The following is a 14,587-nucleotide window of genomic DNA, read 5'->3' as shown; positions in this document are numbered from 1 at the left end:
ACTGTTTTTTGATATTTGAAGTGGTATTTGTAAGTGGGAATTTTTCACCAACTTTTTAAATAAAAAATTTTATCAGTCACAAAATAGAACTACGCAGAATTATTTCGTACTACAAGAGTAATTTTAGCAGATAAATATTAGGCAATACCTGCTTAATTTATTTTTTTGACATTTTAATCACCAATTAAATCTAAAAAATTAGAAAATTTTATAAAGGACCTGCTGTAAAAGATATGGAAGCATTTTCAAATTTTAGTCAAAAATACCAGGAGAATATGGACTTTCTTGACCGATTTATTGATTTGAAAATGTTTAGTGCCAGAATTATTAGTTTTATCACAAAACAAAAAAAGGTACTTACCTTTCATTCTCATATTCTGGAAAACTCCTATACAACATTGGAGAATATTAAAACGTGCTGTGCTAATGGAGGTTTTGCTGATGTCAATAGCCTAGTAAGAAGATTCAGGGATGATCTTCTTTTATACGTTTATATTCTTGCTTTTATTAATCGAAGAAAACCATTCTCTGAAAAATCATTGGAGAATTTTAAAATGGATACAATTGAGAATTTTGTAAAAAGTTTTGAATCTCTAGAAATGAATTCGAATATGAGTGATGATGAAACTGCCGTTGAAGGGTGGATAACCAGCACAATAGAAATATACCAAAACAAATAAAATTGATATTAAGCTTTTCAAATTATATGCAGTTTTTAAGAAAGGACGAAAACGTTGAAAATATTCTGGCCAAGTACAATTTGGAAGATTATTGGGAGGCCCTAACGGATAAGCTTAATAATTACATGCATAATAACGGAATCAATTTTACACAGGACAATACCGTTTGATCGGAGGATAAAGATCTTGAAATTTATTTAAATAATATTAATGTCAGGGTATCATACATTGTGAGCTTATTTCTGGTATTAATAACTATGATTGAATCAGCACTTCTTTGTTCAGGAGATATTGAGTACTATTTAAACTTAGGAGAGGATCCGCCCGAGGACTGCCAGTATTAAATCGCGCCATTTATACAAAAATACATTGATGAAAAGGTTACAAGATTGCATCCGGAATTAAAACAATACTTAAAGGATAATAATAATTATAGAATGAGAATCGACTGAATTTAGATTGTAACCTTAATAAAACAATTTTTAAATCAGTTAACCCAGATTTTAAAAAAGAGCTCAAAATAGAGAAGGTAACTAATACGATAACCGTTTTTAAAGTAGGGTTCGACAACATTCCAAATAAAAAATCCTTTAAACACTGATGTTTAAAGGATTTTTGTTTTTGAAAGTCATTTTTTAAAACTTTATCTGGCGGAGAAAGAGGGATTCGAACCTAAGCTCCGCATCCCGCTCTTATACTGCATTTCTAATTTTTTTAATCTCTGTGCCACGATTCTGCCACAAACTTTAAAACGTGCTGATTTTGTATGTAAAACCTTGTTTTTTAACAGGTTATAATTCTGTTTTTTTAATATGACAAAAATACATTTTTTTATAACATAATCAATTTCTGATGTAGTTATTTATATTTGTGATTAATTTGAATGCATAATTTAATGCTGCTTCCGATTTTTTTATTGTATAGCAAATTATATGCTTTTTAATATAAAAAAGTGTATACTTTTAAGAATATATGCTTTTGCATATAAAGAGGCACACTTTTCTTAAAGTCATATATAAAAAAGGCCCTTTTACTGCTAAAGCAGTAAAAGGGCCTTTTTTATATTCATTTTGAATCCTCTGAATTTTCAAAATACATTTTTTACTGCTAAAGCAGTAAAATTATTAATACTTCAAAATTTGGAGATTTTTACCCGTGTCATAATTTTCTTGAATTACATAATTGTATTCCAATACTTCTTTTCTGCTGGAGCTTATATGCTTTAAATTTAATGTAAAAACTTAAAAGTTAAATAAATAAATAAAAAGGTCGAGTGTGACAAATGATACAGATAATTCCATTTTCGACAATTACTTTAGCATTGTTTGTAGTCAGATTTGTTTTACAGCTTAATAGCCCAAAAGCATATGACTAATTGTTCGACAGAAACTTCTGTTGGGGAAAAATCAGAAATAATAATTTCTTTAAATGACAAAAGCCAAGACCTCTGAAATTTTAGATAATTTCTTTAAGCTCGATAAGAGAGTAAAAAAGATTGAAAACTTATTGCTCTTAAATGATTTTCAGAGTAATCAATCATTGTCTGAAAGATGCAAAAGCTCTTATAGTAAAAGTGAGCTTGCAATTCTTTTTTATATCCTAATGGATGAAGGTCTTTTATTTTTTGATCCATCTGATGTGAAAAAAAATCGAATCAGTATTCAGGAATTTCTAAGTAAAAATTTTACATATAAAAATAATGAAGGAGTTCAGAAAAAAATAACTAGAATAAGCAGACAATTTTCTGAGTGTAAAGGTTATACTTATAAAGAGAAACAGATTAAATTTTTAGATGATTTGATTGGGATATTGATGGAGCGAAAAAGAAAACTTGAGAACTGGTAAGCTCGGGATGAAAAAAAATATAACATTAACTAACAATTCAATATGACAAAGAAAGAAAAGAGACAGGCCTTTATAATGGAGATTAAAAATATTATAGATCCTTTAATGGTAAAACTGGAAATGATCGATTCAAAAATCAGTAAAGGAAAAACCTTGAGACCTGCCTATTACAGAAATGAAGATTTAAAAAAGATATTTGGTCTATCTAATAATACTATTATAAAATACAGACAGACTGGGATTCTTCCATATACTAAACTAGGAGATATATTTCTATACGATAGTGTGAAGATTGAGGAAACACTTCGTAAAAATAGTATCTAAATAAATCTTTTTTTTATAACAATATAAAGAGCAACTTTCTTTCTTTTTGGGAGTCTTGGTTCTTTAAAAAATAATAATATGGAGATAAACAGAATTCAATATGCTTCAGATCTGCATCTGGAGTTTATTAAAAATAAAGAATTCATGAGAGATAATCCATTAATTCCAAACGGAGATATCTTAATTCTGGCTGGGGATATTGTACCTTTTTCGCTCATGGATAAACATCAGGATTTTTTTGATTTTTTATCCGATAATTTCCAAATGACGTATTGGATTCCTGGAAATCATGAGTATTATCATTTTGATGCTGTTCTTAAATCAGGAACTTTTTATGAGAAGATTAGAAATAATGTAATCCTTCTAAATAATTATGTTGTAGAATATGATAATTTAACACTGGTCTTCTCGACTCTATGGACCCACATTAGTGAGGTTTCCCGATTGAACATTGAAAGAGGACTTAGTGATTTTCATGTTGTTAAATACGATGGAGACAGGTTTTCAGCAGATAATTACAATAAGCTGTATTTTGAGAATGTAGATTTTATTAGTAATGCCTTGGAAATAATAGATTCTAAAAAAGTTGTCGTTGCAACTCATCATGTTCCAACTTTTAAAAAATATCCGAAAATGTATAAAAAGAGCCTGTTGAATGAAGCTTTTGCTGTTGAACTTTCAGAGCTTATTGAGCGGTTCCAGCCAATGTGCTGGATATATGGACACAGCCATTATAATACTAAGGACTTTAAAATTGGAAATACAAATATGGTAACAAACCAGCTGGGATATATTCAGAGAGGTGAAAATGAAAGATTTGCCGCTGATAAGGTTTTTATTGTTTAAAATTTAAGATAGGAAATTTATTTTTTACTAATGATTTCGAATTTAGATTTGATGTTTTTCTTTTAGTTGTCGTTCTGTGAGTTAAGGCCGTTCTCTTTAAAGCGATCATTAAGAACATTTAATCTTTCTTTTAGCATATCATAGCTAAGTGTTGCGCCATAAAACATATTTTCTCTCATTTCTGTATAGTCCTGTCTCCATGCTTCATCCACTTCTGGAGGTGGAAGGAATGATAAAGTAGAATGGGTGTGTCTTTCATAAGATATACCTCTCACTGTGGTGTATTTTTGCCTAAATTCTACAATGGTAAAAAATAGATTTTTATCCTTGACTGCAGAAATTCCGTATTCATTATCCATGACTTTTTCTAGATCATATAAATGTCTGGTCAGCCTACTAAATCTTATTTTATCAACTGGCTTACTAAATTCTTCATGAAGCAGAAAAACTTTCTCAAGAAAAGTTCTGGATGGTAATACTACATTTGCATTAAAAGCAGGGATATTAAAAGATTGTTCAGGGAATGTTTCATCAAGTATGGATGAAATAGGACGCATTTCAGAGGGCTCTCTTAGTGATCTGGCTCCGATTTCGATCAGAACTCTTTGAGGTAAGTAACCTGATCCATGATTAATTACAGGCTTATATATTAGTTCAATTGAGTGCGGGTCGCTTGTGTCATCGATATTTTCATCAGTTTTGAGGCTGAAGAGAGTACTTGGTATTCCAATTTTTAAAAGTTGCGCTTCAAGTTCATTTTTGAAGTCAGCAATGATGAATTGCCCAGAAGCTTTGCGAAGTTTTTTGATCGCAGTTTTAGAAAGTTCTCCTGGGAATTTAAGGAAACTTCTATCTATAGCAAGATCTATATCCTCAGAGAAGCGTTCAATTAAATTGTAAGCTTTACTTAATGAAGTTCCTCCTTTGAATATGAGGTGATCTGAATATTGGGAGGTAAAAATTGCCAGCAGTGTCACAGTGACCCACCAGTCTTTTTCAACAGCATAAGCAGGAAGTCCTTTTTGTGCTGCTGCTTCTGTAAATAAACCTGCTTTTTCTTCATCTGATAATGAAATCCAATTTTTTATCATAACTGCTGGTTTTCTGGTAATGCCTCTTTCATTATTGTTCGGATCCATTCAGGAGCTAATTTAATATCATGACGCAGGCGTTCTGTCTTTTCTTTTTTTAATATTTCAATTACTTTTAATATCTCGTCCTCATTAAGCTGGTCTTTTCCCAATGCCTTAAGGCCTTGAATTACCAGTCCGCTTATTTCTCCAATTGAGGCCAGATTTTTTGTTGCTGTTTTTTTAAAATGTAGCGATCTTTTTCCTATTGCTATTTTTCTGGCAACACCATCTGTAAGATATATAGCATTCATTGGTATCTGTGTAGAAAGTCCAAGAATGTTTAGAGAATATGCACCAGTAGGAATAATACGTGCCCGATCTCGACGCGCTATTGCCTTTGCGATATTCTCAATTGAAGGAGTTATTGTGATTCCAAGGGTTTTGTTTATTTCGGGCCTTGTATAAATACCTCTAGAAACTCTCATGATTTCTTTTTTTTCAGTGAGTCGTTCTAAGGATTTACTGATTGTTTTTGCACTTCCGAAACGAAGAAAATCGTCAGTAAAAAACACAGACCCCCTCTTGGCTTTTTTTATGCGTTCAATTACTTTATTTTCAGTGCTTTCTGTCATTTTTTAAGTGCTATTTTGTCGCAAATATAGTAAATATTTGCGACAATTATATTGATTTTGTATTCTTATGAATGGAGTGATTTTTTTTGTAGAATGTACCCTGTAATTTACGTTAAGGTGGAAAGTAATAAATGTATTGGATTTTTAAGCTGGATGGTAAAATTTACGATAGTTCTTCATCACAAAGACGAAGTCTTTGTGATGAAGAACTATCAGTCTCTCAATGGGTACATAAGACGCTTATTGCTTACTTAATTTTTGGAAAAAGCCTTATTGTTTAAGCAATAAGCGTCTTATGTACCCATTGAAGCAAAGTTAGTCTTTTTTTTTGAGAAAGTCAAGAGTTTGGAGATGTTTTGTTTGGATTAAATAGTTGATTGTTAGTGTTTTGTTTTTTTTTAATAAACCTTTGAATATTATAAAGGGAAATAGTATTTACTTTAAAATCGAGATCATAAATTTGGTGCTTCTGCATTTTCTTAATTTTAAGATTCTTTTACTATGTGAATTTAAATTAAATAATTCAGAGTGCTAGAAGTGATTAACTAAATGGCATCGAAATTTTGTTTTTCTACCCATGTTTTCTACCCATATAATTGTAAATTTCTTACCAGTTAGTAAGACGGGCTTTAAATTTTCTTTAATTATGATATAGTCGTTAATTATGTTATCTACCTACCTTATCTACCCACCTTTCAAATTTAGAGCGTCTTAATTTAAGAATATCAAAACTGGAAAGTATATTTATTTTTAGCTAACTTATATGAAGTTAAATCATGTTCATTTTTTCGTATTGTTCACGAAACTTGAACTATTAAAAAAAAGTGAACAAATCACAAGATACGAATCTGCTGCCCCCAAATCAGCAAACATATCTGTCTCAATCCGATTCGAACCACGGTTTAGTATCGTTGGCTTTAATTACTTTCAATAAGGGATTTTCAACTGTGCCACGATTCTGCCACAAACTTTTTATCCATAATAAATAAAGGTTAGGATAATGAAAAACTCTGCAAATCAAAAAAAATTGCAGCGTTTACTTTTTTATTTGGCTTTAAATAAAATTTGTTATCCTTTATTTAGGGCCTTTCAGCGGGCTTTCAGGGTTTGCAATCAAACACGTAATCCCAATTTTGACAGTATTGAAGCTATAAAACTGAGTTATTTAATAGCTTAAAAAATATTGTAATTTTAATTACAAGCTTAAGCTAATATGTTTAGATAGTAAAGATATAGGAGAAGAGGTTAAGGTTGAGAAAAGATACCGATTTTTAATATTTAATTTTATAAGACTTCAAAAATTATTCTAGGTAAAAACATGCTACTCAAAGAGTAACCCAAAGCTTTTATTGCTGTATTTTATATCTGTTTTATTATTTCAATGAAATTGTAAGCATGCATTTATTGGGTATTTATTTGATTTTTCTTCTTGGCTACACTGAGAGTATTCTTCTTTGCTGACTCTGATGTAAATGATTAATGTTGTCATGAGTTTTTCATGATAACGTTAAATATAATGATCAATCAACAATTTTAGCATTTCATCCTCATGATTTTTTAAAACTTCTATCAATTTAATGTAGTCATTGTCATCATGTGATTCTTTAATCAGATTATTTTTTTCCAGATCGTCGAATAGCTTTGTCATCTTTAATGGAGGGTTTGACAGTTTTTTTCTGTACTCATTTTTTTCCATTACATTTTTATCAGAAAAACCGGAATTTTCAGAAACCGTTATTAAAATTAGATTACCTAATTTATCAATATCAATTTCTTTTTCTTCATAAAGTGTTTTTTGACTTTGTGGTAAAACATGTTCTACCGATGTTCTGGATATAATTTTTGACGAATTATTATTGTCTTTTTTCCATAAAAGATATTCTAACTTGTAAAACCAATACCTGTTAAACCCTTTAAATATGAAAGGTTGATCAAATAAAACAGGTTTAAGTGATTGATTAAGAAAGTCTTCTGGATTTTTAAAATAACTTTGATATGTTGCTTGTGTATTTCCTTTGATGGAAATAATGTTGTCAATTTTTTCTAATATCTTTATTGAATTAGTCACCTGTGAACTTAATAGTTGATCCAGATAGATGCCCAACCAATAATGTATTGTATCATTATTACTATGATATAACATCCTTTGGAGCTGTTCAATATTTTTATCGTTTTCCTCTTTCTCTTCTTGCTTATTTTGAAGACTACTGAGTAACGCAAAGTCATTGTCCTGTAAATCTGAAAAAATAATAGAATTAATAAGCTGTTCTTTTATCTTCACTAAGCAATCAATAAAATCTTTTGCGTATTTGTTTCTTGGCTCCGTATTAGCATTGATCACTTTGTACCTAAATTCATTAAAGACTTCTAAAAGTTTATCCGTATTGAAAAATTTAGGAAGACTTAATTTTAAATTATCATTTTCATTTTTAATGTATATAAAAAGAGTATGAATTAATAGCGTACTGAAACTAATTATCTGCTGATATGTATCTGTAGGTTTTTTATTTGCATTATTATTTTGCTCCTTATAAAATAATTTTTCTTCATCGGAATCTAAAATATCTACTAATTTCTCCGAAATGGAGAGGGATACTTTTTGCTCATAATTACCTTTGCGATCAAACATTCCCGAACAATTGTCCCACTTAATAGAATATCCATGTCTTTCTTCTTCTTCAATCGCATTTATTAACTCCGATTTCAAAATGTCATAATGCTGCAACTGCGCTCCATTTGTATTTATCTGGATAAACAGTTTGTTTTCGTCCGTTCCTTGTGGAGCAATTAAGAATTCAAATGTTAGTTTTGTTTTTATAAACTCTAAGAAACTTTTTTCTATATTATTCTCATCAATCCATTGATCAATAATCCTAAAATTGTTTGCGATAATTTGATTTTGTGCTAAAGAAGCGTCTTGCACACCTACCACAGGTAATAAATTCTGGAGTTCCCAAAAACTTTTGTTGTCTTGCTTTTGAGCAATCAATAATTGTTGCAAATATTCGTTTGTTTTATCGCGTATGGCAAAAATTAAACGTGACTTTCTATTCAGACAACAAAAATTAATAATATCAGTGTCTGTAAAACTTTTACTTAGATAAAGTGCTAGCATCCATAAAGTCGTAAAACGCTGTTGCCCATCTACCAAATCGAATTTTCCATTATTAGAAAGAGCTATTACATTTCCGATGAAGTATATTTTGTCGTGCTGATTTTCTTTCAGGTCACTCAAGAGCTTCGTGATTTCATTATATCCCCAGCTGTAAGGTCTTTGATATGCTGGTATAACAAATAACTCATTATTAAAATCACTAAGGGTCTTTCTATTTATTGTAAATAATTTGGAGCTCATTACTGATTAAAAAAGGGTTGTTTATAATTCTTATTTTTGTACCCAAAGCTGTCTTTAAACGCTTGAATTCTTCCCGTTGTAATCTTTTCAGAATCCTTAAGAGTTGATTCGTCAAAAAAATCACTACAATAATTTATAATTTCATTTCTGTCAAAAGCATATAGTATTCGTTTCAATAATTGGTTTTCCTCTTCTTTTTTCTGGATTGAAATTTTTGAACAAGGTTTTGTTAGTCTCGTATAAAAACACACTTTAAAAAGTACTTTGGCGATCTCCGTAAAGCACTCGTCTTCAATAGCTTTTTCGCCATACTTACTTGCATAGCATAGCAAAGCCATTTCATAATATTCCTTGTGAAACTCAACTCCTTTAAGTTTATCCAGTTTATCAAATATTTCAGATTTCAATTTCTTTTCAATCTTCATCCACAATTGTCCCCAATAGATAAGATAATGGATGGCATTCTCTCCTTTATATAAAGGTTGATTTATTTGATATGTAAAATCTGGTGTTATGGAAATGCCTTTTTCTTCTACTACTGTTGCATATTTATAATCATGTCCGGATTGCATTTCAATGTTGGCAAATTCTTCAGGAAGAATTTCTTTCCAACTGTCTACATGATTTCTTGGAAAATCACGAAAAGGAAAACCCACCCAATATCGAATCCTTAAACTTATTTTTATTATGTTATCCAAGAGGCTATTTGAGAATTGATACTCTTCAAATAGTCTAGCCTTTTCTTCTTGTTTTTCTTTATCTACAGCTTGTAGATGAAAAGGTTTGACAATATCTAATCCATTTAGCCTTTTCCCAGAAGTATTAAGAGTTGTATAAAATTTGAAAGCCTGATCTTGATTTTCAGCAATAATGTAGGTAATATTGATGTTTTCAAACTTTATTTTCTCTAGATTTCCTGTTATGTAATGCCTGAAATATGACGCATTTACTTTAATGTTATCCTTAGAAATTGTTGAAGTGATCTCAAGGTCCTTATTACAGCCGAATACCTCCTTTTGGTCCAAAAGATTCGCTAGCATTAACAAACTTGTTATTCGTTGTTGCCCATCGATTATATCATATTCTCCGTTATTATTTTTAACCAGAATAATGTTTCCTAAATAGTATAGCGGGGTTGAATCTTCTTGGTTAGTCTTATAATCAATAAGATCTTTATATAGCTTTAAAAACTGTGTGAAATTCCAAATGTAAGGTCGTTGGTAATCCGATATTTTTAGCTGAAATTTTGATAAAAAATCAGTTAAAACAACAGAGTCTTCATTCTTATTGCTCATTTTTTAGGTTATCAATTGTTTTATTGATCTGCTATTAAAAATAAAAGAAAAACCCTGTAAGTCGTTTGATTTACAGGGTTTTTAAGTCTTTCAGCGGAGGAAGAGGGATTCGAACCCCCGGACCTGTTACAGTCAACAGTTTTCAAGACTGCCGCATTCGACCGCTCTGCCATTCCTCCAGTAAGATGCAATTATTTTCTCATTGCGGGTGCAAAGATAAAATGTTTTTTCGATTGGAGAAATTTTTTTGATAGTTTTATAGGTGAAATAATTTTTATCTCAGTCTATAATTTTAATTTAACGTATTAAGTTGTTCTTAAGTAGTATTTTATAATTTTATAAATGGTCGTGCAGAGAATACAATAATTTAGTGTTGGAATTATATTTTTATTAGGTAAGTATACCCATTTTACACTAGAATTTTAAAAATAACAATTATTAACCTTGATCCGCTTTAATTAGGCGGATTTTTAATTTATAGGAATCATGAATAAAAGAGACGGTGAATTTGCAAAAGGTTTTATTATTTTTTGCTTTGTATGTTTTTTAATTGTTGCTACGGGTGTACTTCTTTCTCGCATAGTAGATGCGATAACAAACTAAAACAAGAATCCATATCCCAGTAACTCTAAAATATAATTTTAGGTATTCTGTAATATCCATATCATAATATACTCCTACTAATATGTAAATACTTTTAAGAACAACCAAAGCAGAAAGATAAAACTCAAGTCTAAATCTCGTAATATCTTTTGAAAATTCACGCACTAAAGGTTGTAAAAAAGCTTCTGTATAAAGGAATATTGGAAAATAAAGGACTACAGATAGAAACGAAGGTGCAAATATGATAAAAAATTGAATGTGATAGGGCTCTATAAAAATACAAGGAGTAAAAAGGTAGAAACAAACTGCCCAGAAACAAGAAATAAGACAAGTGTATAAAAGATACCTAACTGTTCCTTTTTCTATTTTATTAATAAGGTTTTCAATCATATGCAGTAGATTATAATATCATAGCCAAATTTATTAAAACACACCTAAACAATAACTAAGTACAAATACCTGATTTTATAAGCCTGAACATCTAAAAACCTTAACATCATTATGTTACAGAAAAATAAACATGTATCCTGACTTGATATACAATTATATTTCTTAAATTGATTTAAATAGAAAATCTTAATTTTAATAAGATGGGAAAGTATAAAATTTATGATCGTGATTTTAGAGTTAACGCGGTCAAACTAGGACATGAAACAAATTTTTTTAAAGTTTCTAAAGAGCTTGACATAGCAACTACAACCATATATAGATGGCGAGATGAACTTCAGAGAGACGAATCAAAAAGTTTTTGTGGCAGGACTCCTGAACAACAAAGACTTGCAGAACTTAAAATCGCACTGAAAAGAAAGCTAAAAAAGACTGAACTTCATGTTGAAATTTTCAAGAGGGCAAGTGAATATATTTCTAAGGGTAAACCAATGATCTTTTATTTTATTGAAAACAATTTAGATAAGTATTCACTTTGGAGAATGTGTGAAGTTTTAGGCATCATACCTAGTACATATCTTAATTGGAAAAACAAAATTCTTACCCCTAGACAACGTCATAGAAATTTTATTGAAAATGAAATTTTGTCCATTTTTTATGAATACAAAGAAAGATATGGGGCTTCTAAAATTGCAGCTGAATTGTGGAGCAAAGGTATTATATTAAGCACAGCAACAGTTGGTTCGTATATGAGAAAACTAGGTATTTTTAGTAAACTCAGCAGCAGACACAGTATCAAATCTAGTTCGAGATTCATACCTAATAATCCTTGCATTTTTCCTAACATTTTAAACAGACAGTTTACAGTAAGTGAACCCTCTCAGGTATGGGTGTCTGGTATAACAAGTTTAGAAACATCTGAGGAGCTGCTATTTCTAACAATTATAATGGACTTATTCGATAGAAAAATTATTGGATGGAATTTGAGTGAATTGCTGACAATAAAGGCAACTTCTTTACCCGCTTGGGAAATGGCTGTTCGAAATCGCAAAATAAAGACGGGTCTTATTTTTCATTCTAATAGATCATTCCAATACGCTAATAAAGTATTCACCTGTAAATTGAGCTCTTATAAGCATATTAAAAGAAGTATGAGCCGACCAGGGAATCATTTAGACAATGCAGTGGTTAGAAGCTTTTTTGCTTCCCTTAAATCTGAATTAGTCGATTTAAATATGCTTTTTACAAAAAAAGATACAGAAGAAAAAGTATCGGAATATATTGAAAATCTAAATTCAAAAGTTATTGCTTTATAAAATATCAAACTTAAAGATATGATTAGAAAATACGAGCTTAGTTTTAAAGAGGAAGCAGTTAGATTAAGTTATGAACGTGCGGAAATTAGAAGTGTTGAAAAGGAGTTTGGAATAGGGCGAGGTTGTATACACAAGTGGCGAAAAAAATTCGAATACCTAAATTTTTCCTCAAAGTATGCTGCAATTGGTGAACTCAACAAAAAAATTAAAGATTCTCAACTTACACTGGAAATTCTAAAGAATGGAAGCGAATATGTAGCACAAGGAAGAATAATGACCAAAAGATTCATTGAAAACAATTTATCAAAATATTCTTTAGTAAGGATGTGTAGAGTTTTACAAATGTCTAAAACTGCATATTATAAAAGAAGAAGGCAGGAAATCTCAGATAAGCAAGCTCGAATAACTTTGCTTAAAGATGAAGTTTTGTCTGTATATTATGAATTTAAAAAAGTATATGGATACAGCAAAATTACAAAGGAACTTCGTAGGCGAGGATTTAAAGTTGGAGAAGGGCAAATAAAAGTTTATATGAGGGCTTTAGGTTTGCGCAAAAAAGCTAAAACAAGATTTAGAGTAACAACTGATTCAATTCACAATCATTATATTTCACCAAATGTTTTAAATAGACAATTTACAGTTAGTGAGCCTGCTAAAGCTTGGGTTTCAGATATTACATTCATTGCAACGATGAAAGGCTTTCTATACCTTACTATTATTTTGGATTTATTTGACAGGAAAATCGTTGGGTGGAGTTTAGCAGAAAGCATGAGTACAAAACATACTACCCTGCCTGCTTGGGAAATGGCAGTTAAGAATAGAAATATCACTGGTGATTTAATTTTTCATTCCGATAGAGGTGTTCAATATGCGAATAAGATTTTCACAAAGACTCTAGATTCATATAAATTTATCAGACGCAGTATGAGCCGTAAACAAAACCATAATGATAATGCTGTTTCAGAAAGCTTCTTTAGTAATTTTAAAAGAGAAATAATCCACGGCAGCAAACTGCTCACAAAGGAACAGATGAGAATAGAAGTTCACGAATACATCGAAAATTGGTACAATAAAAAGAGAAGACATGCACATTTAGGTTATAAAACAATCGAAGAATTTAATAGAGCAACTTAAGAATATTATTACCTGACTAAAAATAATTTTTAACAATAAAGCCACTTCAATTAAGAAGTGGCTTTTTAATTCTTAATATTATGGAAAATTTAAAAATGCTAAGTAAAAATGAGTTGATTGTAAGATACAACATTCAGGAAAGTATATTACAAAAAACAAGAGCACATAATTTAGTTCTCAGCTCTTTTTTAGTGGCTGTAATAGCAGAAGCACGTAATGCACAAAACAATGTTATTTATGACACTCCTATACCTTACAAAATTATTGAAAATGATGAGTTTACAAAATATTTGAGTCCAAAGGCGGAAAAATGATAGGCTTGATTTTATTTTGAAAATTCTCCTGTATTATAGAATCGGTTTTTATTGTGTATAAGTGCAGTATTATAGAACTTTTCGCATATTCCGATTCTTTAACATTATTAATATCTATACCATGTTCTTCAAGGAGTTGGAAAAGTAATCCCCCTCTTTGGACTATAAGACTATCTTTATGTTCATTGCAAAGGTACATAAGCTCATTATAGTGTAAATTTTTCTTATTCTCTATCTCCTCAATTATTGCAGGAAAAAGATCTTCAAACTTTTTTATATAATCATTTATCAATTTGTAATTTACCATAGTAAGAAAATTAGATTATTTTTATTGTAATAAAGATAGTTAATTGCATTCTTTAAAGTTGTCACAAGCTATTTTTAAAACACCTTTAGACAAAAATGATATTAAGTCATCAGTAACTGAGTCATAAGATAAATCATATGTACCATATCTAATTTTATTCACATAATAAACATCAAATTCAGTAACTGATCTTTTAGCTTCTTCATGAGTAAAGCCTTTACTCTTAGAACAAGCATAAATATAAGTTGTAGCTTCTTGTATCTCATTTTAGATTCTTTTCAAGTTAACATCATACTTAGATTGCTTATAACTAAGTGTTTTTTGAACTAAATCTAAATTGACACTTGACTGTGCAGGTTGTATTTGATAACCCTGAGATTGAGTTCTATTATCATAATATTCCCATTGATTTTTGTATGTGTTATACTGCTTATAGCCGGGAGCAATCGGCATATATAAGGATGTCATTAAAACGA

Annotated in this window: 12 protein-coding genes and 1 tRNA gene; 8 read left to right on the top strand and 5 right to left on the bottom strand. The window is 30.1% G+C overall.

Translation table 11 applies throughout. From position 1 onward, the window contains the following. The first annotated feature begins 233 nt into the window (after nucleotides 1–233). The 5 genes from ABD859_RS15015 (at nucleotide 234) to ABD859_RS14995 (ending at nucleotide 3,695) form a co-directional block, all read left to right on the top strand. The gene (locus ABD859_RS15015; protein ID WP_345145399.1) at nucleotides 234–680 is read left to right on the top strand and encodes a hypothetical protein; all 447 of its coding nucleotides are present in this window, start codon (nucleotides 234–236) and stop codon (nucleotides 678–680) included. A gap of 26 nt (nucleotides 681–706) precedes the next feature. Continuing rightward, the gene (locus ABD859_RS15010) at nucleotides 707–850 is read left to right on the top strand and encodes a hypothetical protein (RefSeq protein WP_345145398.1); all 144 of its coding nucleotides are present in this window, start codon (nucleotides 707–709) and stop codon (nucleotides 848–850) included. 1,258 nt (nucleotides 851–2,108) lie between these two features. Further along, entirely contained in the window at nucleotides 2,109–2,525 is a 417-nt protein-coding gene (locus ABD859_RS15005; protein WP_281234873.1) for a hypothetical protein, read from the top strand. A gap of 42 nt (nucleotides 2,526–2,567) precedes the next feature. Next, on the top strand, nucleotides 2,568–2,849 hold the full coding sequence (locus tag ABD859_RS15000) for a helix-turn-helix domain-containing protein (protein WP_281234872.1): 282 nt from the start codon (nucleotides 2,568–2,570) through the stop codon (nucleotides 2,847–2,849). Between the two features lie 78 nt (nucleotides 2,850–2,927). Further along, on the top strand, nucleotides 2,928–3,695 hold the full coding sequence (locus ABD859_RS14995) for a metallophosphoesterase (protein WP_281234871.1): 768 nt from the start codon (nucleotides 2,928–2,930) through the stop codon (nucleotides 3,693–3,695). A 62-nt stretch (nucleotides 3,696–3,757) separates the two neighbouring features. On the opposite strand, the gene ABD859_RS14990 is transcribed toward ABD859_RS14995, so the two are convergent. From ABD859_RS14990 to ABD859_RS14970, 5 genes are all read right to left on the bottom strand, one after another. Further along, nucleotides 3,758–4,834: a nucleotidyl transferase AbiEii/AbiGii toxin family protein gene (locus ABD859_RS14990; RefSeq protein WP_281234870.1), complete on the bottom strand. Its 1,077-nt coding sequence runs from the start codon at nucleotides 4,832–4,834 to the stop codon at nucleotides 3,758–3,760. Then, nucleotides 4,783–5,400 carry a DUF6088 family protein gene (locus ABD859_RS14985; protein WP_281234869.1) on the bottom strand — a complete coding sequence of 206 codons (618 nt, stop codon included), beginning with the start codon at nucleotides 5,398–5,400 and terminating at the stop codon, nucleotides 4,783–4,785. Before ABD859_RS14985 ends, ABD859_RS14990 begins: the two co-directional genes overlap by 52 nt. A gap of 1,507 nt (nucleotides 5,401–6,907) precedes the next feature. Beyond that, nucleotides 6,908–8,755, bottom strand: coding sequence for a DUF262 domain-containing protein (locus tag ABD859_RS14980; RefSeq protein WP_281234868.1), 1,848 nt, complete (start codon nucleotides 8,753–8,755; stop codon nucleotides 6,908–6,910). Beyond that, nucleotides 8,755–10,050: a DUF262 domain-containing protein gene (locus ABD859_RS14975; RefSeq protein ID WP_281234867.1), complete on the bottom strand. Its 1,296-nt coding sequence runs from the start codon at nucleotides 10,048–10,050 to the stop codon at nucleotides 8,755–8,757. The genes ABD859_RS14980 and ABD859_RS14975 overlap by 1 nt, the downstream gene beginning before the upstream one ends. A 94-nt stretch (nucleotides 10,051–10,144) precedes the next feature. Further along, nucleotides 10,145–10,229 (bottom strand) — tRNA-Ser (locus ABD859_RS14970). Nucleotides 10,230–11,243: 1,014 nt separating this feature from the next. Between ABD859_RS14970 and ABD859_RS14965 the strand changes: the two genes are divergently transcribed. The 3 genes from ABD859_RS14965 (at nucleotide 11,244) to ABD859_RS14955 (ending at nucleotide 13,804) form a co-directional block, all read left to right on the top strand. Then, nucleotides 11,244–12,356: an IS3 family transposase gene (locus ABD859_RS14965; protein WP_281234866.1), complete on the top strand. Its 1,113-nt coding sequence runs from the start codon at nucleotides 11,244–11,246 to the stop codon at nucleotides 12,354–12,356. Nucleotides 12,357–12,374: 18 nt separating this feature from the next. After that, the gene (locus ABD859_RS14960; RefSeq protein ID WP_281234865.1) at nucleotides 12,375–13,490 is read left to right on the top strand and encodes an IS3 family transposase; all 1,116 of its coding nucleotides are present in this window, start codon (nucleotides 12,375–12,377) and stop codon (nucleotides 13,488–13,490) included. Nucleotides 13,491–13,570: 80 nt separating this feature from the next. Further along, on the top strand, nucleotides 13,571–13,804 hold the full coding sequence (locus ABD859_RS14955) for a hypothetical protein (protein WP_345145397.1): 234 nt from the start codon (nucleotides 13,571–13,573) through the stop codon (nucleotides 13,802–13,804). Nucleotides 13,805–14,587 lie beyond the last annotated feature (783 nt).

Origin of the sequence: Flavobacterium ginsengiterrae (assembly GCF_039539785.1) — a bacterium.
GTDB lineage: Bacteria > Bacteroidota > Bacteroidia > Flavobacteriales > Flavobacteriaceae > Flavobacterium > Flavobacterium ginsengiterrae.
Note: the sequence above shows the minus strand (reverse complement) of the source record. Positions and strands in the feature narration are given on the sequence as shown.